Below are 20,334 nucleotides of genomic sequence, written 5' to 3'. Positions count from 1 at the left end.
AACCAACACCTGTAGGAGCCGGCAAGCCGGCGCCTACAAAACGGTCAGCACAAGCCCGCCACCTTGGGTACGGTAAAGCGAAACTCGCTGCCTCGCCCCAGTTCGCTTTCGGCCTCGATCCGCCCGCCGTGGGCCTGGACGATACCCTGGCTGATGTACAAGCCCAGGCCACTGCCCGTCGGGTTGTTTTCGCCCTTGGTCCAATAGCGGTCAAACACGTGGGGCAGTTGCTCGGGGGCAATGCCTTCGCCGGAGTCGCGCACCGCAAATACAATCTCCTCGCCATTGCTCATCGCCGAAATCCCGATATTGCCCAGGCGTGGGGTGAACTTGATGGCGTTGCCGATCAGGTTCGACAGCACCTGGAACAGGCGCTCCGGGTCGGCATTGATTTGCAGGCCGGGTTCGGCGTTGAACGACAGGTCGACGCCCTTTGCCAGAGCCAGGGGGGCGAGCAGTGCATAGGCCTCTTCAAAGATCTGGCTGACCTCCAGTTGCACGGGCCTGACGGTGTAGCGGCCGGCCTCGATCTTGGAGGTGTCGAGCAAATCTTCGAGCAACACATTCATGCGTCCGGCGGCTTGCTGCATGGTGTCGATGGCCGAGGAAATACGCCGCGAAGAATGGGTGCCATCGGAGCTGAAGGCCTTTTGCATCATGCCGCAGAGCATCGAAATGATGGTCATCGGGTTGCGCAGGTCGTGGGACACCACTGCCACCAATTCATCACGGGCACGCACCGCCTGCTGCTCGCGCAGGACCTGGCGTGACAGGTCGTTTTCCAGGGCTGAACGGCGCAGGTCGTTGGCGGCAAAACGGTCGCCGTGGCTCCACTTGGTGGAGATGCCGGCCATTTCCACTTTCCAGATTTCAAACGAGGTGCGTGGGCGAAGGCGCAGGCCCGTGTCGGATTTTTCCAGGGCCAACGGTTTCTTCGGGTCGCCACTCCACTGGATGTTCTCTTTGACTTCCGGACGGAACCACAGCACGCCATTGTCCACCGGCTTGGGCAGGCTCATGGCGAGGACGCCGCTGGCCACTGGCTGGTAGTCCGCCGCCGGTGGGTAGAGCGCTGACAAGTGGTGGCTGGCAAACACCGGTTGCCCGGTTTCCTGTAGCCATTTGTGCAGCGCACGGATCTGCGCCGGCTCCGGGCAGTGGCCGTAGCGGTGCAGTTGCTGGCCGTCAATGATCGCCACGCCACCGGCCTGCGCCAGGTCCATCAACACTTGCGGGTATTGGGCCAGGCCATCGAACACATTGTCGGTGGCAGCGTTCATCGCCTGGTTGAGCACGCCCAGTGCCGCGACCTTTTCCTCGCGCTGGCGGCTGGTGTCCAGGGCTTCCATGGCGCTGATCTGCAACGACAGCACCTGGCCGATGGTCTGGCAGGTAGTGCGTAAGTCGTTGGGCACGTGTAGTGGCGTGCGGTTGCCGCAACTGATCAGGCCCCACAGCTTGTCGCCCTTCATCAGGGAAATGCTCATGGACGACAGCACGCCCATGTTCTTCATGTATTGGCAGTGGATCGGCGACACGCTGCGCAGGGTCGAGAAGCTCAAGTCCAAGGGTTGCCCGGTGTCCGGGCGTAGCTTGGGCAGCAGTGGCACCGGCTCGTAGTCGGCATTGGGGATGATCCGCAGCCAGTTGGTGCGGTACAGCTCGCGGGCCTGCTCCGGGATGTCGGACGCCGGGAAGAACAGGCCGTTGAACAGTTCCATGGACGGCGCGGATGCTTCAGCGATGACCTGGCCGTGGCCTTCCTCTTCGAAGCGATAAATCAGCACCCGGTCGTAGCCCGTCATGGCCTGGATTTCACTGACGCTGATTTCGTACAAGGCTTGCAGGGTTTTCGCTGACTGCAAACGTTGCAACATCTTGCCCAGGTTACTGGTGCGGCCATTCTGTGGCTTGGGCTGGAAATGCTTGTGCAACGGCTCGAACTCCAGCACCAGCACGCCCTGGTGGCGATGCAGCAGGCCCTCGAACTCGGCGCCGTTGAGTGTGACGTGCAGCGCCGGGGCGTCGATGAAACTGGATTGGCTGGCCATCTGCTTCACGAGGTTGGCATTTTCCGCTCCCAGCAGCGTGTCCAGTGTCTGGCCGAGCAAGGCATCGGGCTGGTGATTGAACAGGCTGGCGACGTTGGCACTGACCTGCACGATCTGCAGGTCCGGTTCGCGCAGGGTCAGCAGCACGCCATGGGGCTGGATCGCGCCGGGAAAACGAATGGGCTCGTCGGCGCAGTTGGCAAGTAATTCTTCAAAATCCTGGGGTTTCACAGCAATACCTCCTGGCCGTCGAGCCATTGCTCAAAGCAGCGGAATGTCGAGCAGGCCGCGTCCACCGCCTGCTGACGGCCGAGGTCGTCCAGCGGGACGTGGCCCAAATAGTCGAGGAAATCTTTCCAGCGCCGACCGGTCTCGGCACCGTATACATTGAGAAAGGCCCCGCCGTTGCTGGCGTCCAGCGCCAGGCGTTGGGCCATCTCCCGGCGCAGCACCTGGCCGCCGAGGGTCGCGCCTTCCAGCACATACAGCGCCCCCAGGCAGGCGGCCGGTGTGTCGAGGCGGGGTAGCGCAGGGCAGACGGGCAACCCGGCAATTGCCTGGTTGGCCAAGCCCAAGGCGTTCAGGTCGGTGTGCAAGGTCGGCGTCTTTACCCGCAGGGCCTGGTCGAATCCCACGGGAATCAAGCCACTGGCGTACAGTCGCGATTCCATTGGGCGGTAAAAACCGTAGTAAGCCTCAAGCAATCGCTGATACCAGCCGGCATCCAGTTGTGCAGAAAAGAACGGCAAGCGCTTTTCCAGGGCCACGTGTAGCAGACCTGTGCCTGAACGCAGGGCTTCAAGCAGGGAGGGCACACCAACGTCATGGGCCTGTGGATGCATTCAATAAGCTCGAGCTGGTGGGCCAGGGCAGGCCATGGCTGGCGCGTGGATAAGGGTGGGGCGCAATTCTATACAACCTATAGTCTTTATCTGATGGGATGTGTTGATAAATCTGACATTGGCGTCAGAAATATCAAAACTTACCCAAAGAAAGACCTCACGGCTTAGCGCGAAGTTCGATTGTGTAGGTGTCGCGATGCCATTAGTGCAGGGAAGGGCCCTGTTCCAGGGCGGTTTGCACGCAGTGCAGCAGCCTTTCGGTGCTCCATGGCTTGGGCAGGAACTTCACCGTATGGCCCAACTGCGCCGCCATCACCGTATTGCCCGACGTCAGCACGACGGGCAAGGACGGCCAGCGATGGGCCACCACCTTGCTCAGGTCATAGCCATTGAGCAGGCCGGGCATCTGGATATCGCTGACAATCAGGTCCACCGGGTCACTGGTGCGCTCGAGGAAAATCATCCCTTCATCGGCTGAAGAAAAAGACGTCACCACCGCGCCGAACTCCTCCAGCACATCCACCATCAACGAGCGAATGATCTCGTCGTCTTCCAATACCAATATCGATGGCTGAGCCATGATCACTACTCCACCATCCGGGTTGAGTAAGGTGGAGTGGGCTGTCAGCGGATAGGTTCGATTGGATGTTTTTTATTCGATGGGTGGTCATTTGATCGTATTAGAGGGCGCAGTAAACCGCCGTTGCTTGCGGATTACGCGTGGGATAAGCCAGGATGTGCAGCGCGAAAACTCACAGCAAGGGATGCTAGTGTGAAAGAACTGATTGGGGCGTTGATCGTCGTTTCCACCGTTTTGTTCGGGTGTACCGGGGTGTTGGTCGCCGTTGCGTTCGGCACCAAGAAAAGTCGCCTGCAAATACTCAAGACCTTGAGTGGCATGAGCCTTGGTCGCGACCGCTTTATCGGGATCGCCCAGTTGTGGGCCAACCTCTTCCAGCGGGTGTTCGGGAGTACGTTCCTGGCCAGGCGCCAACTGATCAGCATCCCGCTGTACACCTTGCTGGTGTCGCTGGTGTTTTTTGTGGTGTGGCTGCTGGATCTCTACCTGTTTAAAAATCCCGAGCACGTGTTCAATGTGCCGCCGCCGCCGAACGTGCTGCAAGCCATCAAAGACTTCTATGGCAAGGGCCTGCTGGTGGCGATTGTGATCGACTGCGTGACCATCCAGTTGACCAAGTGGAGCATCAACGTGGGTATGCGCCGCGGGTTTGGCTCGTGGCGGTTCCTGTGGTGTTTTTCGGCGACGATTGCCTTGGCCTACGTGCTGTTCAGCGTGGCGGTCTACTGGTTTCGCTGGTCGGACGCGAACGAACTGTACGCCTTGCTGCCCGCTGACGAAGTGCGGCCGACCATAGCCTTCGACCCGTTGCGCAATGTGCTGTATGCGATAGCGCTGTTTCAGCCCGTGACGTTTATCTATGCCACGTCCGAAGGCTTTATCTCCAGTTACTTCATGCCCGAGCCGATCCTGTTTTACTGTGCAGTCACCGGAACTCTCTCGCTGCTGACCATCACCGTGGCCTACCAGTTCGCCAGGGGCGCCGACCTGCTGCGACGGTTGTGCATGGGCTTTGTCAGCCACGTCGGCACGCCCCGGACCAACGCCATGAGTGTGGTGTTCATGATGCTGTTGGGGCTGGTGTTGGTGCCGTTGTGTCTGATGGCTATTTATTTGGCCGTCTGAAGATTCGGCTCATTCAGTCAGAAGCGCTCATCCATCAGGGCCGGCAAGGTCAGTTCCTTGACGAAGCTGGCCGATGACAGGCTCAACGCCATGCGCACCACCTGCACCACGTCGTGTACCGGGATCAATTGCCCGTCGCCGCGCTGCTCGGCCTCAAGCCGGGAGGTGCTCAATGGATCCACGGTATTCAGGTAACCCAGGTTCAGGCAGGTCACGCCCAGGCGCTGGTGCCGATAACCTTCGCGCAAGGCATCGGCCATGCCGCGCAAGGCGAACTTCGACGCACCGAACGTCACCTCCGGGCGCCCACTCTGGGGTAGGCCTGAGGTCGAGCCGGTAAAGATGATGCGTGGGTTGGGGCTTTTTAACAGCACGGGCAGCAGGCGCTTGATCAACAGCAAAGGCGCGGTGATGTTGCAACTGACGATGGCTTCCAACTGCGTGTCTTCATCCTTGAGGAAGCTGTAAGCCGCATCGAATGCCTGTTCTTCCCAGATACCCAGGTTATAGATCAGCGTGTCCAGGCCGTCCTGTGCCACTGCCTGCTCGATGAACTGCGCGGCCTGCGCCGGTTGACCAAGATCGGCTTCTACCCACGACACTTCGGCGCCGGTGCTGGATAGCAGGTCGGTTGGACGGCTGCGCGAGACACCGATCAAGGTATCCCCCACGCCGCCCAGACCCTCCATAAAAGCCCTGCCCAAACCCTTGCTAGCACCGACCACCATGGTTCTCATCGATCTCTCCTGAACTGACGTGCTGATGGAAAGTGCGCATGCAAACAGAGGGCGAGAGTGATGGCAATTGAATGGCTGTATCCAAATGTTTTGCCGGGGCAGGGCGCGATTTTTCTTCGGCTGATTTAGAGTGGTGGCTCTTTGCTACTTATTCGGCTGATGCCAAGGAAGAAAATGAAACGGATCGAACGCGACTTCATCACCCTGTTTAATTGCTTGTGGTATCAGGATTTTCCGGTGGACGTCGATGCTGTCACCAACCGTTCCGGTTGGACGATTCATGTGGGGCTGGTGGTGCGCGAGTGCGCGAAGTTGCTCGGCGCGCGGGCCTATTTCGAACAGAGTCGGCGCACGGATGCCGTCTTGCGATTTCCCGACAAAAGCGTCCTGTCCCATGTCGAATGGGAGTGGGATGAGCCACATAACAAAAAAGTGAAGGAAATCACCAAGCTGTTTGAGCAATCGGAACCTGCGGCGTTTTCCACCTTCATTTCCTACAGCACCATCGACCATTTGCCCGCAGCGATCGAGAAGGCTTCCAGGCTCTGGGCCGAGGCCAGCAAACCGCTGATTTTCTTCATCGTGACCTTTGAACAGGTTGGGCGCGACCGGCATTTCCTGGAGCTGCAAACGCATTTTTTCAGCCGTGGCAAACACAAGAGAGAACGCGTACAGCCCGCCCTGCCTTGGCAGATCAACCGGGCGCGCTTCAACAACGTGGACGAGAACAAGTAAACCGCAGGCATAATTGCCGCCTCTACTGCCTGAAGCCCTCGACCTGGAGCCCCTGATGAAACCCGCTGCCTTACTGACCCTGTTGTTCACTGCCATGCTTTTCAACACTTGGGCGGTGGCGGCAGGCGACGCCGAGGCAGGCGCCAGGCTGTTCACCAAGACCTGTGGCGGTTGCCACAGTGTCGGTCTGAATGCCCGTGGCGGCTTCGGGCCTCAGCTCAATGGGGTGATCGGGCGGCTGGCGGGCACCACGGCGGACTATCAGTATTCCGACGCGATGAAAAATTCGGGCGTGGTATGGACCCGGGAAAAGCTCGCGGCCTATATCGAGAACCCGAAGAAAGTGGTGAGTGGCACGCGCATGATTTTCTGGGGGATCAGCGATCAGGAGAAGATCGAGAATCTGCTGGCGTATCTTGAGACCTTCCAGGGGCAGTAGCCGGGTACAGCCAAATCCATTGTAGGAGCCAGCAAGCCGGCTCCTACAGGTCAGGTGTCGATTTCAGCTGCCTTGTGGGGTTTCCCCGCGCGCCAGCCGCGCATTGATGTCGTCGATCACCGCCGGCAGGTCGACGATGGTATCGATCAGGTAATGCGGCCGCGACCCTTCAAACATCTGGCTAATACGCTCGCGCTCCTGCGCCAGCTCGGCGGCTGGCAGCGCCTGGTATTGCGCGTAGGTCAGGCCCAGGGCGTTACCGGAGCAGGTCAGCGCCACCGTCCACATGCCGGCACTGCGCCCTTCCAGGATCCCCGGCCAGGTGTCATCGACCTTGACGCACGCCGCCACATCGCTGATGCCCAGGGCAATCACGTTGGCCAGGGCCTGGGCCGGATGCGGGCGGCCATTGGGCACTTCGTCAGTGGCCACGACATGGTCGGCCACGTAGCCATTTTGCCGCGCCAGCTCGACCACCTTGGTCATCACCACCGCCGGGTAACCGGAGCACGAGCCAATCTTCAAGCCCTTGCCTCGCAGGGTTTCAATCGCCTCCAGCGCGCCGGGAATCACCGCCGAGTGCAGGGCGATCTTCTCGATCTGCAGCGGCATGAAGCGCTCATACAGGGCGGTGACGTCGTCGTCGGTCGGCTGGCGGTTGAACACCGCACGATAGCGCTCGGCAATCTGCGGCTGATTGCACAGGGTGCGGATGTGATCCCACTTGCCCATGCCCATTGGCCCGCGCGCTTCCTCCAGGGATACGGCGACGCCGAACTCGGCAAAGGCCTCGACGAAAATCTGCGTGGGGGCAAAGGAGCCGAAGTCGACAACGGTGCCGGCCCAGTCCAGGACCACGGCTTGCAGCTTGGAAGGTGGTTGGTAGTTCATGGTGGATCTCCATTTTCGGGTATGAGCAGGCCGTCCCTCGATAAATGAGGTAAGCCGGTTGAGTGCAAAAAGGGTGAAGCCAATCAGGTAGCCGGTATGGGGCTGGCCTCGAACAGTTCGGCGATCATCGGGCGGTTGCGCCGGATGCCCAGGCAACAAAGGTGGTAGTCGATGGAAAACGGGTGGTCGACAAAGGTGATCGGTGTGGTGCCCGGTGTTTGGGCATATTCCACCGCCGACACAAAGCCAATGCCGATGCCCTTGGCGATGGCGTGCACGATCGCCTCGCGGCTGTTGAGCTGCATCACGCAGTTGAGGTCCACCCCCAGGCGCTTGCAGCTTTCTTCCACCAGTTGCCGGGTGCGCGAGCTGCGTTCGCGCATGACCCAGCGCTCCTGGCTGATTTGCGCGACGTGCACTTCTTTCTGCGCTGCCCAGGGATGGTCGTCGCGCACCACCGCAATGATCGGGTAGCGCCGGTACAACTGCGTATCGAAGCGTTGGTCAAACTCCGAGAGGGCCAGGATTGCCACGTCGATATCAAAATTGAACAGGCGGTCGAGGGTCTCCTTCTCTGGGGAAAACGAGGTCTCCAGCTCGATATCCGGATGGCGCTGCATCAACTCGTACGTCAGGTTCATGGCGATCGGCGGCGAGACCGCGCCCAGGCGCAACATCCCGGTCTTGCGCTGCTTGAAGCTGTGCAGCAATTGCATGGCTTCATCCTCCTGGCCGAACAGGCCCTGGGTGATCCCGTAGAGCGCATGGCCGGCGGAACTCATCTCGATAAAGCGCCCACGGCGGTGGAACAACTCCACCGAGAACTGCTTTTCCAGGGCATTCACCTGTTCGCTGACCGTTGGCTGGCCGACGCTCAGATACTCGGCGGCGAGGGTGAAACTGCCGGTCTTCGCCACCGCATGAAAGGAACGTAGCCACTTGTGGTACTGGTACATAACGCATCCTGTTCCAGGGGCATCAACGGCGGATAAACAGGGCCACCACCGCGCTGCACAGGCAGGCCGAGGTGACGACGATGAAGATCAGCGACGTATTGCCGGTACTGTCGAGCATACTGCCGATCAGGGGTTCCGCCAGGCCAGCAAACAGATAAGACGAGAAGTTCATCACACCCGTGGCCGTGCCTGCGCGCTTGGCGCCCACCAGGTCCGGGCACAGCGCCCAGAAGCTGGACGCCGGGCCGTAGACAAAGAACCCGCAGAGAAACAGCGCCACCAGGCCGATCGCGCTATGGGGCGGCAGGCTCCACATCCACAGGCTGGTGGCGGCGCCGAGGAACATATAGAGCATGATCGCCAGGTAGCGTTTGGAGCCGAACAGCTTGTCCGACACCCAGCCATTGCTCAGGGCGCCGACGGCCATGCCCACCGGCAGGGCGACGGTGATCCACTTCGGATCGACCATGCTGTCGCCGCTTTTCCAGTTGGCGCCGAGAAAGTGCACCGGCACCCACACGATCAGGCCGTAGCGCGCAGCGTTCTGGAAACCCAGGGACACGGCGGCAATGATCAGGCGTGCGTTTTTCAGCACGGCTTTATAGCGCTGGGCCGAGGTTTCTTCTGCGCCGTGGGCCACTTCATGGCCCTTGTCCGCGGCGTTGGCCACACCGGTATCGGCCAGGGGTTCGAAGCCCAGGTCCTGCGGGCGTTCGCGGGCCACCAGGTAAAACAGGATGCCGCCGGCCAACATCAGCAGGACCGGCAGGCGGAAGATCCAGCGCCATTCCAGTTGCAGCACCTCCAGCACCACGATGGAGGTCACATAAGACAGCACCGACGCACAGCCTGCGGCGAATACATAGAAGCCATAGACCCGGCCGCGCTCGCTGGCACTCCACCAGTTGGAGATCAGGCGGCTGCCCGGCGCCCAGCCCAGGGCCTGGAAGTAACCGTTGATGCCCCACGGCAAAATCAACCCGGCAAAACCACTGGCAAAACTGGTGACCCAGTTGGCGCCACATGACAGCACGGCGCCCAGGGTCATGATGCGCCGACCACCGAACTTGTCGGCCAGGTTGCCGTTGATCGCTTGGCCGATGGCATAGGACCAGAGCATGGCGGCCGAGATCCAGCCCAGCACTTCCTTGGTCAGGCCGAACTCGGCTTGTATCCCCGGGATGGCGAAACCGAAGGTCTGGCGCCCGGTGTAGAAAAACAGGTAACAAAACATCGCCGCCAGCAGCATGCGCCACTGGGCAACACGGAACGACGCCGAGCGAACGGCAGGGACAGGCAGGGTGTGTGCACGATTCATGATGTTTTCCTTATTGTTATTCGCCCCCGAGGCCGCAGCGACGGGGAGGCACCCTTTACAGGTGCAAGAGGAAAGACTGAATTGCGTTGCCGCCTAGGCGGCTTGGGTACCGATAAAGTTTTTGCCGCGCGCGCCTTGCAGGGCGAAGCGGATCATCGCGGCGGCCTCGGTGGGCGTGACGCCGTAGTCGGCAAACTCGGTTTTTACCTCCAGGCTGTGCAGGAAGTTGCGCAACCGGGTCTGGGCTTTATCCAGGTCATCGCCGAACACCCGTTGCAGGGTGCGATCCCGGGACGCGTCATGCCCCCACGCCAAACCCAGGACCAGCGGCAGGGTGAAGGAGCAGGCGATGCCATGGGGCAGGCCGTGGTGCAGGGTCATCTCGTAGGAAATGGAGTGGGCCAGCGCAGTCTTGGTGTTGGAAAACGCCAGGCCGGCCTTGAGCGCGGCCAGGGCCATGCGTGAGCGTAATTCCTGATTGCTGAGGTCACGCCGCAGTTGCGGCAGGCACTCCAGGATGTCTTCGATGGCCGATACCGCGAAGGTGTCAGAAATCGGATTGGCGTTGATGTTCCAGATCGCCTCCAGGGCGTGGGACAAGGCGTCCAGCCCCGTCGATACCGTGACCCCGGCCGGTACGGTCAGCATTAGCTGTGGGTCGACAATCGCCACCTTCGGCCAGGTGCAATCCAGGTGCAGGGAATATTTCTTGTGGCTGGCCGAATCCCAGATTGTCGCCCAGGGCGTCACCTCACTGCCGGTGCCCGCGGTGGTCGGCGCTGCGATCAGGGTCTTGCAGTGTGCCGGCACAAACGGCTGGCCGGTCGCCAGCAATGCCAGCAACTCATCGAACTGCCCGGACTCGGTGCCGACAATCAGCGCTTTGGCCGTATCAATCGCACTGCCGCCACCGACGGCCAGCACCACATCGCAATCCCCGGCTTGCAGCCAGAAGCGCTCGTAGGTTTCACGCAACTGCGCGACATCGGGATTGGGCTGCACATCCTCGACGACATACACCAGACGCTCGCCCAGCAATGCCTGGATCCGCTCCACCAACCCCAGCCCACGGGCCTCCGGGAAGGTGACAAGGGCGACAGTCTGCTGGGCGGTGATACTGGCCAGGTCTTGCAGGCAGCCCCAGCCGAAGCGGGTGTCTACCGGGTTATGGAATCGGGCGGTCATGGCGGGTTCCTGGTTTTTGTTGTAGGAAGTGGCGCCAATAGTCGGGGAGGGTGGGGGAGAGCTCAAATCGATAGATTGGGGGGATGGATTGGTTGGGCCGATAGTGGGACACACAGCTGCACTGGGGCAGTGCCCAGGTCTTTTTAGCGGTTGACCTTCCAGGGCGGGTTCAAGCGGTTTTCACCTGCCCAATAGAGTTTGATGCAGTTGCCTGACGGGTCATGAAGGATTGCTTCGCGCCACAGGTAGGGCATATCGGTGGGTAGTTGATCGAAGGTTATCCCCTTACTGATCAGGTCACTCACCCAGCGATCCAGCGGTTCATGCTCGAAGTAGATTACCGCGTTGTTACCCCCTGCGGTTTCAACCAGGGATAAGGAAAATGTCGCTCCATTGCCGGGGCACGAAAATCGACAGTAGTGATCGGTGGAGACTATCTGGGTGAAACCCAGCGTTAAATAGAACGCGACGGCGGCCGGCATATCCGTCACGGGCAAGGTCACTTGGTTCATATTCATCGTTGATTCCTCAGGAAACGCTGAAAAGTCCAGCGATGACCGCTGACGACCTGTGTGCTTGCGAAGGTCGTATACCTCAGCTAGCTTGCTCAGCGTCGGTTCGCAATGATCAGGTTACATCAGGAGCTATGAGAGTGCATGGATGCGCAGTGCTTCGTAGAAATACAGGTACCACAAGGTACTGGCCTTCATCCTTCAGTGCACGAAGCAGTGCTGTTTCATCAGTGCAGTTGGCCATAATTCAAAGTCGTATTTATAGCCGTCATTATTAGGAATCCACCAGTGACTGGTCGGGTGATTACTACAATACCTAAGGTGATTATTAAATGGATTTTATTGATGAACTTGTGCGGTTGAATGAGTTGGAAACCCAGGATCAGTGGTTTTCAGCTATCGAAAAAATCAACGACAAGTATGGGTTTACCAAAGTCCTGATCGGGTTACTTCCCAAGTATGATGCCGATTTGAGTGCTGCGATGATTGTCAGTAACTATCCGATGGCCTGGCGAAGTCGTTATGACCAATTGCGTTATGCAACTATTGATCCTGTGGTTGTTTATTCGTTTAAAAATGTCAGGCCCGTTGTCTGGGATGAGTCATTGTATTGCACGCCCCGCCAACGAGAGTTTCGCGAAGAGGCCAACGCTTATGGACTTTCCAGGGGGATCACTTTTCCCCTGCATGGACCTCAGGGACAGTTCGGTACTTTCAGTCTGGCGGTAGACGCTCAAGACATTGCTGGAACGACACGTCATATCAATGCCATGATTCCAAAATTATCCATTCTCAAAGATGTCATTCTGCAAAGCGCTTTGGACGGTGCGGGCAAGTTGACTGGAGCAAGGGTGATTTCCCTGACGACTCGTGAGAAAGAGATTCTCAAGTGGTGCGCTGTCGGGAAAAGCTCCTGGGATATTTCCAGGATCTGTGGCTGTTCGGAAGCCAATATCAATTATCACTTTGCGAGCATCAACACCAAGTTTGGCGTTGCGTCCCGTCGGGCTGCCGCAGTGAAAGCTGTTTCGCTCGGGCTGATCAGCCTCTAGCGCTGCCACAATCTCCTTTCTATATCCAGGCACCCGCTCTGGCTTCACGGTCAGCGGGTTATCTGTGGTTTTTTGAAGGAGGGGCAACCGGCCATCATGCATTGGATCCAAAATCAATGCAACTGGTTACCCTACTAGTATGACCATTCTGTTAAGGCGGATAGATTGAGGTTTAAGTGTTCGTAGGGAAGGGAATCCAGTGCATTTCACAATCGGTCGGCGGGATGAAATAGATAGTGAACAACTGTGCGCCATGCATAGGCTGCGCGCAGATGTTTTTAAAAAGCGTAAGGGCTGGGATGTTGCAATCATTGCCGATATGGAAATTGATGGTTATGACGCGCTGGAGCCTCTCTACATGCTGATCAAGGATGGCGGAGACAGTGAGATCAAAGGGTGCTGGCGTTTATTACCTACTACAGGCCCCTACATGCTCAGGGATACTTTCTCCGAATTGCTTGAAGGGCGACCAGCGCCTGTTTCTTCCCAGGTATGGGAACTCAGTCGATTTGCCGTAACCCCTCGATATCCCGGTAACAAGGGGTTTTCCGACTTTACCCTGGAGGCCGTAAAGGCCATCGTTGCCTATGGTGTCGAGCAACATATCCAGGGTTATGTGACGGTTACAACGGTAGCGGTAGAGCGAATGTTGATCAGGGCTGGCCTGGTGATCACCCGGCTTGGGCCGGTACGTGTCATTGGCCAGGAAAAGGCCATTGCCCTGGAAATAGATCTGGGTGCGGTGACTCAACGCGCGCTGTTTGGCGTATCCAGAAGTTGTTGTGGCGCTACGTTGCAGTAGCTAACGATCCGCAGGGTGGCGGCCAGAGCAATCGGTCGGCATCGCTAACCAGAGTACGAAACTTCAAGTCGTTCGAAGTGATGTGCCCGGATTGGTTTGTCTTCGTAAATGTACTCTTCCTATAAAAAGCTGCAGGGCGAACCGCCTTGCCGAATAACTGTCGTCCAGGGAAACAATAAAATGGCTACGATTATTAAGGAAGTCGATATACCACTCATGTTGGACAGCGAAGTGGTTGCCACTTTCATTTCATTCGATGACTTGAAAGATCCTGTTGAGCATATTGCTATTCGCCTGGGCGGGTTCATGGCCGACGGTCAGAAGTTGCCGTTGGTCAGATTGCATTCCGAGTGTTTGACCGGTGATATTTTTCACTCCATGAAGTGTGATTGTGGCGACCAACTTTCAGAGTCACTACGCCTGATTAACGAAGTAGGTGGGTATTTGATTTACCTGCGCCAGGAGGGCCGGGGCATCGGTTTGTATAAGAAGCTGGAGGCCTATGCACTGCAGCAGCATTCAGGTGTGGATACATATGAAGCCAACAATATGCTCGGATTTGCCGATGACTTGCGCGATTACTTTGATGCTGCACAGATGCTGCAAGCATTGGGTTGCCCGAAAATAATCTTGCTTACGAATAACCCGGAAAAAGAGTTGCAGCTAAGAAACCTGGGTATCGAAATTATCGAGGTCAAGTCCACTGCCATGCATATTGGCAAGCATAACGAAGGCTATATAAAAGCAAAAATAGAAGTAACCAATCACCAGTTCACTGCCCAGGCAGGGGGTACTCAATGATTCAGCATCAGGCACCTATCAGCGGTCTCTCACTGTTTGAGCAACAGTACATTGCAACGGCAGGCTACGATAACCAGATAATTTTGTGGAATGCACAAACACGCCAACCCCTGCAACGCGGCTGGCATGACCATTTGGCCAACTACTGTGATTTTTCCCCTGACGGCAGCCTGTTGGTGACGGCGAGCAGTGATGGTTCGACCCGGCTTTGGAGCGTGCCTGAGTTTAAATTGCAATGTGTCATGACCAGCCACAGTGATGACGTCATGCAGGCCAAGTTTTCTCCCGATGGTGAGAAAATCGCCAGTTGCTCTTACGACAGTAGTTTGTCGGTGCATCACAAAGATGGAAGTTTCATCTGCAAGATGCAAGGGCATAGTGGCCTGGTAGAGAGCTTCGATTGGACAGCCGACAGCCTGCAACTTTTGTCCTGCGGCACCGATGGGACCATTCGTGCCTGGGACGCGGCCACCGGGGAGTGCCTGGCGATCAAGGAGACGGAAGGCCACGATATGGACGCCTTGGTGACGCTCTCGGCGGGGGTCTTTATCGTTGGCAATAATGACGGTGAACTTCAGGTCATCAATGGCAATACGGTTGTAAGTACCTATAAGGGGCACCGCTCCAGCGTCAAGAAGCTGGTGAAGTCAAAGTTCGACAATAGTCTGCTGAGCCTGGGGTATGACGGGGTCGCGGTGCTGTGGTCGATCGAGGGGCAGACTCTGGTGGAGTGGAAACGTTCTGAGTATCCGAAGGAGATCTGGGCGCGCTCGGCGGAGTTTCAAAGACGCGACAAAATCTATTTCGCGACGTTTGGTTCTACGTTCGCCATTTGGGATATCGCCCGCAACCATTGGGACCTTGAGGGCTTTGTCCCTTCGGCCAGCTTGAACTCGGTGTATGCGGCAGAAGGCGTTATCTACAGTATTGGCGATGCGGGTCTATTGAAGGCCGATGGCAAAGATATGGGCGGGCCACAATCGCTGTGCAATTTTGTGGTGAAGACCGGACCGGTCCTGGTATGTGGCGGACAGACCGGACAAGTGTTTGATGTCCTGAAAAACCGTGTGGTTTATGCCCATCACGCCCCTCTCAACTGCGGGGTGAACTTTAAGTTGGATGGCGAGCAGCGCCTGGCGGTGGGGAGTTATTCCGGCGATATCATCATCTTCAAGGTTAACGATCGGCACTTGGAGTTTGTGTCCTGCCACAAGATTCATGAAAACGCGATCAAGGGCATCTCGTTGCATGGCAACTGCCTTTATACCGGGTGCGCCGATGGTGAAATCGGCGTAACCGATATCCGCTCTTATGAAGTGATCAACAAGATCACGCATGCCCATGAGGGCATATTGAATGACCTCTGTTCCTATGCAAGCGGTGTTGCCACGGTGTCCCGGGATCTGACCCTGAAGTTATGGGGTGAGCCGAGGGCGGCGATTCCCAGCCGTCACACTCACTCCATCAAGTGCATCGCGTCGAACGACGACGGCAATTTTATCGCCACTGGCAGTTATGGAGGCACCGTCGATATTTACGACTGCACGGCCCGGGAGTGGTTGGGCAATGTGCGAAAAGTCAGTGCGGCAGGTATTTCCTCCCTCACCTGGGACGACGAAAAACAGCGTTTCCTGGCGTCGTCCTATGACGGGCGTATTTATGCCGTCGAGCTTGGCTGACCTTTAATTTTCAGCGTGGACTTATAACAATGAATGCACGAGAAAAAGTAGTTGTGGCAGAGAAATGTACGGTCACATCACCGCTCGATCCCTGTGAACAACCTGTTGTCTATCAACCTCAAACCGGGTTGCTTGAAACGTTGGAGCGGATGAACCGTTTCCGGGAAACGCCAGAAGCCGCAGCATTACTGCGCAGTTTCGAGGAGTCGACCGACTTGTCCCGGCGTTTGCAATTGGGCACGGAGTTGGCGATCAAGGGCGATCCCCGGATCATCGCGGGCGCGCTGAATAATCTGGTGTCCATTCCTGCGGGCGAGGCACATATTGGTATCGATGAGTCGAAAATCGATGCAGTCGTGCGTGAATATGCCGATGTGGGGGTTATTCGCGACTGGATTCTCAAGGAAGTACCTCGGCATACGGTGTCCCTGGCGGGCTTCAATATTTCGAAGTATCCGGTGACCAACCTGGAGTACCTGGCGTTTTTACGGGATTGCCCCAACGCTGAGGTGCCGACGTCCTGGCCTTTGCGGGCGTTTCCTTTGCACTACGCCAACCATCCGGTGTACTCGGTGAGTGCGGGCGCGGCGGATGCGTTCTGCGCCTGGCTTTCGGCCAGGACCGGCAGGACCGTGCGCTTGCCTGACGAGGCGCAATGGGAATACGCCGCCGGTGCCGGCGAGTTTGAGTACCCATGGGGCAACGAGGCCAGGACCGAAAACGCCAATACCGCCGAGCTTGGTCTGTTATCCACGACGCCGGTCGGTGTTTTCCCACAGGGCGCATCGCCGTTCGGCCTAATGGACATGGGCGGGAACGTCGAGGAATACACATCGAATGATTACGACGCGTATCCCAATGGTCCTTTTGTCATGGACGACTTGATTTCCGAGAGCCGGCCGACCTATCGAATCACCCGGGGCGGTTGTTTTGGCCGTTTTGCCGATCTATGCCGGGTTTCCCGGCGGCACGGGTTGAGCATTACCCCCTATGCCTCGTTGTATGCCGTGGGTTTTCGAGTGGTTGCCGAGTGAGACTGCGCGCGTTCGGAGCCCAGGACTTGTGGCGGTTGAGCAAAGATATCAACAGCCAGGCCATGCACACCATGTTGTCGTTCAGCGCCCTGATGATCGCGAATGCCATCGACATGGTGTTCATCGCTCACCTTGGTCATGAGTCTCTGACGGCAGCAAGCCTGGCCAGCCCTTTCATGTGGTTGATGAACACGATTGCCATGGGCATTGCCCTGGCGATCAGTGTCCATGTGTCCAAAGGGCAGGAAAGGGCCGAGGGCAATACCGTTATCGATGTGTTGCTGCCTGGCCTGCTGATGGGTGCCGTGGTCTATGGGGTCGTGCTATTGGGCGCAGGCCTGAACCTTGAGGCAGTGCTTGGAGCGATGGGGGCAGCGCAATCCATTTATGAGCAAAGCGAAGGCTATTTAAAGACTTGGCTGTACGGCTTCATTATTACCCTCACGTTTGCCATTTCCACGGCATACCTGCGTGGTCTGTCATTGTTCAAAACCCAGGCCATCGTGGTTGCGGTGGTTTGCCTGATGAACATTGTGCTCGATCCACTGCTGATGTTTGGCGTGGGTGGTTTCGACGGATTTGGCCTGGTCGGTTCGGTGTATGCCGCCTGGCTGGCACAGGCCTTCGGGGCACTTGTATGCATTTACTTTGGCGTCAGGAAAACCCGTGCCACCGGTCCCCGCAATCTGGGGGTGGGCAAGATAATCAAGGCCGCCGCGAACATCTCCCGATTGGCCTGGGTGACCAGTTCCACCGCAACCTTCTGGCCCATTTCTGGAATCGTGGCCACTTATCTGATCTCTAAACTGGGAGACGCGGAAGTTGCAACCATGGGGGTTATTTCAAAACTGCAACCCTTGATCATGATTCCCGTGTGGGGTCTGTCAGCGGTCACCACCGTGCTGCTGAGCAAGGCATTCGTTCAACAGCAGCAGGGCCAGGTAGGGATGATTTTCAAGTCCGGCTATGGACTGGTCCTGGTGTGGCAAACCGTCGTGGCATTGCCGTTCATTGTATTTGCCCTGCCGGTGGCGCGTTTCATGTTGGGTGGATATGAAGATGCACTGCCCTTTGTAGTGACGTACTTGATGATCATCCCGATCACGGTATTCGGCAGAGGCATGCTGTACCTGGCCGTTCATGGGTTGCCAGCGATTGAAAGAGCCAGGACCGCCATGGCGATTGATGCGGTGTATGTCCTGTTGCTTCACACAGGCTGTTATTGGGTGGGTTATCTGTTTAACGATTTCAATCTGGCCCTGCTGATGTTGTTGGCGTTGAATCTGCTGGGAGGCGTGCTGGCTGTCTGGGTGGCTAGAGGCGCCCGGCGCTCCCTGCCCATGCCGAAAACGCAGCACCGGCCGATGGAAACTATTTGATATTTACCGACGGGAGCGACTATGGAAGTGCTGATTATCGCTGGTAGCCCAAGAATGGATTCGCAAAGTTCGAGGGTTAGTAGAATCCTGGAAGATTATTTACGTGACTATTCAGTATTTACACCGACAGTCCTGAATTTGGCAACACAGCCCATCGGCCCTGAGAGTGATGAACTTGCAAGCAGGGCCGAGGCCTTCATTGTTATCGCGCCGGAGCACTCAGGCATGGCTCCGCCGGTACTCAAGGAGTTTTTTGTTTCCAGCGAGTACCCGGTGCTGGCGCACAAACCGGCATTGATTGTTTCGATTTCCAGCGGCATGGGGGGGAGTTACCCCGTCCTGGATCTACGTGCCACTACTTATAAAAATACAAAAATCTGCTACATGCCGGATCACCTGATTATTCGTGAAGTGCATAACTTTGGGGCGGATATGAGCAGCAGTCTTCATCCTGGTCTGGGGCGGCGTATCAGCGCCTGCGTGCAAATGCTGGAGTTGTACGCGCGCCAACTTTCGGTTGTTCGTGCTGCCCTGTTGGGGGTTGGTGCGGCGATCAGCTACGGCATGTAATCCTTATGGGCTGGATCGACTATGAAACCACAAGAACTTCACCAGTTGGTGTTCAACTTCAGGGCGGCTCGTGCTGTCATGTTCGCGGTACAGGCAGGCCTTTTTGAAGAGCTTTGCCAGGAAGACCTGACGATTGATGAACTCGTTGCCCGGCTTGAATTGCATCGTGTGTCTACAACGATCCTCCTGGAAACCCTTGTGCAACTCAACATCCTGAACAAACAAGGCATGCACTACAGCGTTGCGCAGGATCTTCGGGCCACGTTGCGCCGGGATACCGCGGGGTCGATCGCCAACTTGCTATTGCTGGACGCCAACCATTGGTCGAACTGGTCGGTGGCGGAGGACTTCTTCCGTCCGGGGCAGGCCACGTCGTTTGCCTATGACCGGCAGAGCAATTTTGCGGTGGCCATGCAACAGGGCGTCGGCGAGATGAATGTGCGTTTGGCCCAAGTGCTGCTAGCCCATGCCCCTCGGCATATCGTGGATGTGGGGAGCGGACCGGGATTGTTGATTGAACAAGTGTTGGGAACGGCGACTGATCTTAAGTACACGCTGGTGGATTTTGCGAGAACCCTGGACATAGCCAAGGGGAACCTGAGTGCTTATAAACAGTTTGATGTGAACTTCCTACCCCATGACATCGTGCTCGGGAAGTTGCCGATAGAGGCCGATTGTATTGTTATTTCGCGACTGTTGATGGGCTTTGACGAAACCGAGGCGAAGCAGATTCTGGGGAATATCTGTCATGGCCTGGTACACAACGGTGTGCTGGTAATCAATGAGTTCGATACCGATACGAAAGTAGGCGCATTGATGTCGTTGGATATGCTGGTTAATTGTGGGGCGAGAGTCTATGGCCGGGATCAACTTGCGAAACTTCTGGATGAGTTGGGCTTCGAGATAGTTTCAGAGCAAGCCACTACGGTATTCACTCGCGCGTTGTCTGCCAAAAGGAAAGGGATATGAGTCAAGAAAAACTTGGAAAGACCCCCCAGGTGTTTGTCGATCAGCTCTACGATGGACTTGAAGTGATTAATGACATTTTTACCGCCAATGGGCTCGAGTATTGCCTGGCGGCGGGTACTTTGCTGGGGGGCGTGCGTCATACCGGTTTGATTCCTTGGGACGACGATGCTGATCTCTATATTCTCGAGGCCGATATCGAAAAGTTTTTTTCTTTGGAGCAGCAATTTGCCGAACGGGGTTATCGCCTCAGTCAACAGCCTTGGGAACTATGGGGCGGTTATAAGGTGTTCTCGACAGCGGGCATTTCCATGCCGGAAGAGAACAATCGCGATTACTTATATCCCTCTGTGGACATCTTTCCGTTGTCCGAACAGGACGGGTATCTTCGCTATACCAGTCACCTGGCATTGGCCAATTGGCCCCGCGAGTATCTGACAGTGGAGGATTGGCATTCCCGAGGCGCTATGCGTTTTGGGCATCTCGATTTACCGGCTCCTGACGCATTGGCCTCCAGGCGCTATCTGGAGCGTGCGTACGGTAACGAATGGAGTAGCCATGCAGCCAAGGGGTTTGACCATCGGTATGAAGTTGATCTGGATACCGAGAAAGTGACCCTGAGTGACTTTCGGTGTGCGGTAAAAACCCGAGCCTGAACCCAGGCCGTCCCTGTTGATAGT

General features: G+C 57.1%; 21 protein-coding genes. 12 read left to right on the top strand and 9 right to left on the bottom strand.

The features are described from left to right. Positions 1-44: 44 nt before the first annotated feature. From HBO11_RS23535 to HBO11_RS23525, 3 genes are all read right to left on the bottom strand, one after another. Positions 45-2,282, bottom strand: a complete 2,238-nt coding sequence (locus HBO11_RS23535; RefSeq protein WP_169956250.1) for an ATP-binding protein — start codon at positions 2,280-2,282, stop codon at positions 45-47. Further along, the gene (locus tag HBO11_RS23530; protein WP_169956252.1) at positions 2,279-2,893 is read right to left on the bottom strand and encodes a biliverdin-producing heme oxygenase; all 615 of its coding nucleotides are present in this window, start codon (positions 2,891-2,893) and stop codon (positions 2,279-2,281) included. Before HBO11_RS23530 ends, HBO11_RS23535 begins: the two co-directional genes overlap by 4 nt. Before the next feature lie 202 nt (positions 2,894-3,095). Then, positions 3,096-3,473, bottom strand: a complete 378-nt coding sequence (locus tag HBO11_RS23525; RefSeq protein ID WP_169956253.1) for a response regulator — start codon at positions 3,471-3,473, stop codon at positions 3,096-3,098. A gap of 192 nt (positions 3,474-3,665) precedes the next feature. Between HBO11_RS23525 and HBO11_RS23520 the strand changes: the two genes are divergently transcribed. Next, the gene (locus HBO11_RS23520; RefSeq protein WP_169956255.1) at positions 3,666-4,598 is read left to right on the top strand and encodes a hypothetical protein; all 933 of its coding nucleotides are present in this window, start codon (positions 3,666-3,668) and stop codon (positions 4,596-4,598) included. Between the two features lie 17 nt (positions 4,599-4,615). Here HBO11_RS23520 and HBO11_RS23515 read toward each other — a convergent pair whose 3' ends face one another. Then, on the bottom strand, positions 4,616-5,335 hold the full coding sequence (locus HBO11_RS23515) for an SDR family oxidoreductase (protein WP_169956257.1): 720 nt from the start codon (positions 5,333-5,335) through the stop codon (positions 4,616-4,618). 174 nt (positions 5,336-5,509) lie between these two features. Between HBO11_RS23515 and HBO11_RS23510 the strand changes: the two genes are divergently transcribed. Both HBO11_RS23510 and HBO11_RS23505 read left to right on the top strand, forming a co-directional pair. Next, positions 5,510-6,070 (top strand): hypothetical protein, encoded by a 561-nt coding sequence (locus tag HBO11_RS23510; RefSeq protein ID WP_169956259.1) that lies wholly within the window; start codon positions 5,510-5,512, stop codon positions 6,068-6,070. Between the two features lie 55 nt (positions 6,071-6,125). Then, entirely contained in the window at positions 6,126-6,509 is a 384-nt protein-coding gene (locus HBO11_RS23505) for a cytochrome c family protein (RefSeq protein ID WP_169956261.1), read from the top strand. Between the two features lie 63 nt (positions 6,510-6,572). Here HBO11_RS23505 and phnX read toward each other — a convergent pair whose 3' ends face one another. The 5 genes from phnX to HBO11_RS23480 all read right to left on the bottom strand — a co-directional run bounded on the left by phnX (position 6,573) and on the right by HBO11_RS23480 (position 11,377). After that, a complete protein-coding gene (gene phnX, locus HBO11_RS23500) occupies positions 6,573-7,400 on the bottom strand; it encodes a phosphonoacetaldehyde hydrolase (RefSeq protein ID WP_169956263.1) in 828 nt (275 codons plus the stop codon). An 83-nt stretch (positions 7,401-7,483) separates the two neighbouring features. Continuing rightward, the gene (locus HBO11_RS23495) at positions 7,484-8,356 is read right to left on the bottom strand and encodes a LysR substrate-binding domain-containing protein (RefSeq protein ID WP_169956265.1); all 873 of its coding nucleotides are present in this window, start codon (positions 8,354-8,356) and stop codon (positions 7,484-7,486) included. A gap of 22 nt (positions 8,357-8,378) precedes the next feature. After that, a complete protein-coding gene (locus HBO11_RS23490; protein ID WP_169956267.1) occupies positions 8,379-9,674 on the bottom strand; it encodes an MFS transporter in 1,296 nt (431 codons plus the stop codon). A 93-nt stretch (positions 9,675-9,767) separates the two neighbouring features. Next, the gene (gene psrA / locus HBO11_RS23485) at positions 9,768-10,859 is read right to left on the bottom strand and encodes an iron-containing alcohol dehydrogenase PsrA (protein ID WP_169956269.1); all 1,092 of its coding nucleotides are present in this window, start codon (positions 10,857-10,859) and stop codon (positions 9,768-9,770) included. Between the two features lie 143 nt (positions 10,860-11,002). After that, entirely contained in the window at positions 11,003-11,377 is a 375-nt protein-coding gene (locus tag HBO11_RS23480; protein WP_169956271.1) for a VOC family protein, read from the bottom strand. A gap of 326 nt (positions 11,378-11,703) precedes the next feature. Between HBO11_RS23480 and HBO11_RS23475 the strand changes: the two genes are divergently transcribed. The 9 genes from HBO11_RS23475 (at position 11,704) to HBO11_RS23435 (ending at position 20,310) form a co-directional block, all read left to right on the top strand. Further along, the gene (locus tag HBO11_RS23475) at positions 11,704-12,423 is read left to right on the top strand and encodes a LuxR family transcriptional regulator (RefSeq protein ID WP_169956273.1); all 720 of its coding nucleotides are present in this window, start codon (positions 11,704-11,706) and stop codon (positions 12,421-12,423) included. A 199-nt stretch (positions 12,424-12,622) separates the two neighbouring features. Continuing rightward, positions 12,623-13,225, top strand: a complete 603-nt coding sequence (locus HBO11_RS23470; protein WP_169956275.1) for an acyl-homoserine-lactone synthase — start codon at positions 12,623-12,625, stop codon at positions 13,223-13,225. 180 nt (positions 13,226-13,405) lie between these two features. After that, positions 13,406-14,026 (top strand): GTP cyclohydrolase II RibA, encoded by a 621-nt coding sequence (ribA, locus tag HBO11_RS23465; protein ID WP_169956276.1) that lies wholly within the window; start codon positions 13,406-13,408, stop codon positions 14,024-14,026. Continuing rightward, positions 14,023-15,705: a hypothetical protein gene (locus tag HBO11_RS23460; protein WP_169956278.1), complete on the top strand. Its 1,683-nt coding sequence runs from the start codon at positions 14,023-14,025 to the stop codon at positions 15,703-15,705. The genes ribA and HBO11_RS23460 overlap by 4 nt, the downstream gene beginning before the upstream one ends. A 29-nt stretch (positions 15,706-15,734) precedes the next feature. Continuing rightward, on the top strand, positions 15,735-16,739 hold the full coding sequence (locus HBO11_RS23455) for an SUMF1/EgtB/PvdO family nonheme iron enzyme (RefSeq protein ID WP_169956280.1): 1,005 nt from the start codon (positions 15,735-15,737) through the stop codon (positions 16,737-16,739). 35 nt (positions 16,740-16,774) lie between these two features. After that, positions 16,775-18,118 carry an MATE family efflux transporter gene (locus HBO11_RS23450; RefSeq protein ID WP_169956282.1) on the top strand — a complete coding sequence of 448 codons (1,344 nt, stop codon included), beginning with the start codon at positions 16,775-16,777 and terminating at the stop codon, positions 18,116-18,118. Between the two features lie 21 nt (positions 18,119-18,139). Further along, positions 18,140-18,688 carry an NAD(P)H-dependent oxidoreductase gene (locus HBO11_RS23445; RefSeq protein ID WP_169956284.1) on the top strand — a complete coding sequence of 183 codons (549 nt, stop codon included), beginning with the start codon at positions 18,140-18,142 and terminating at the stop codon, positions 18,686-18,688. A 21-nt stretch (positions 18,689-18,709) separates the two neighbouring features. Further along, positions 18,710-19,657 carry a methyltransferase gene (locus HBO11_RS23440; protein WP_169956286.1) on the top strand — a complete coding sequence of 316 codons (948 nt, stop codon included), beginning with the start codon at positions 18,710-18,712 and terminating at the stop codon, positions 19,655-19,657. Next, complete coding sequence (locus HBO11_RS23435) at positions 19,654-20,310, top strand: LicD family protein (protein ID WP_169956288.1); 657 nt, start codon at positions 19,654-19,656, stop codon at positions 20,308-20,310. Before HBO11_RS23440 ends, HBO11_RS23435 begins: the two co-directional genes overlap by 4 nt. Positions 20,311-20,334: the final 24 nt, after the last annotated feature.

The sequence above is a fragment of the Pseudomonas sp. WS 5010 genome (genome assembly GCF_012985565.1).
Lineage (GTDB): Bacteria > Pseudomonadota > Gammaproteobacteria > Pseudomonadales > Pseudomonadaceae > Aquipseudomonas.
The sequence above is the reverse complement of the archived record's forward strand: the minus strand, read 5'-3'. Positions and strand labels throughout refer to the sequence as shown.

Coding starts and splice junctions, on each gene's coding strand:
- HBO11_RS23530 (WP_169956252.1), bottom strand. CDS start 2,893: ATGCATCCACAGGCCCATGACGTTGGTGTGCCCTCCCTGCTTGAAGCC.
- HBO11_RS23525 (WP_169956253.1), bottom strand. CDS start 3,473: ATGGCTCAGCCATCGATATTGGTATTGGAAGACGACGAGATCATTCGC.
- HBO11_RS23515 (WP_169956257.1), bottom strand. CDS start 5,335: ATGAGAACCATGGTGGTCGGTGCTAGCAAGGGTTTGGGCAGGGCTTTT.
- HBO11_RS23510 (WP_169956259.1), top strand. CDS start 5,510: ATGAAACGGATCGAACGCGACTTCATCACCCTGTTTAATTGCTTGTGG.
- HBO11_RS23505 (WP_169956261.1), top strand. CDS start 6,126: ATGAAACCCGCTGCCTTACTGACCCTGTTGTTCACTGCCATGCTTTTC.
- phnX (WP_169956263.1), bottom strand. CDS start 7,400: ATGAACTACCAACCACCTTCCAAGCTGCAAGCCGTGGTCCTGGACTGG.
- HBO11_RS23495 (WP_169956265.1), bottom strand. CDS start 8,356: ATGTACCAGTACCACAAGTGGCTACGTTCCTTTCATGCGGTGGCGAAG.
- HBO11_RS23490 (WP_169956267.1), bottom strand. CDS start 9,674: ATGAATCGTGCACACACCCTGCCTGTCCCTGCCGTTCGCTCGGCGTCG.
- psrA (WP_169956269.1), bottom strand. CDS start 10,859: ATGACCGCCCGATTCCATAACCCGGTAGACACCCGCTTCGGCTGGGGC.
- HBO11_RS23480 (WP_169956271.1), bottom strand. CDS start 11,377: ATGAATATGAACCAAGTGACCTTGCCCGTGACGGATATGCCGGCCGCC.
- HBO11_RS23475 (WP_169956273.1), top strand. CDS start 11,704: ATGGATTTTATTGATGAACTTGTGCGGTTGAATGAGTTGGAAACCCAG.
- ribA (WP_169956276.1), top strand. CDS start 13,406: ATGGCTACGATTATTAAGGAAGTCGATATACCACTCATGTTGGACAGC.
- HBO11_RS23460 (WP_169956278.1), top strand. CDS start 14,023: ATGATTCAGCATCAGGCACCTATCAGCGGTCTCTCACTGTTTGAGCAA.
- HBO11_RS23455 (WP_169956280.1), top strand. CDS start 15,735: ATGAATGCACGAGAAAAAGTAGTTGTGGCAGAGAAATGTACGGTCACA.
- HBO11_RS23445 (WP_169956284.1), top strand. CDS start 18,140: ATGGAAGTGCTGATTATCGCTGGTAGCCCAAGAATGGATTCGCAAAGT.
- HBO11_RS23440 (WP_169956286.1), top strand. CDS start 18,710: ATGAAACCACAAGAACTTCACCAGTTGGTGTTCAACTTCAGGGCGGCT.
- HBO11_RS23435 (WP_169956288.1), top strand. CDS start 19,654: ATGAGTCAAGAAAAACTTGGAAAGACCCCCCAGGTGTTTGTCGATCAG.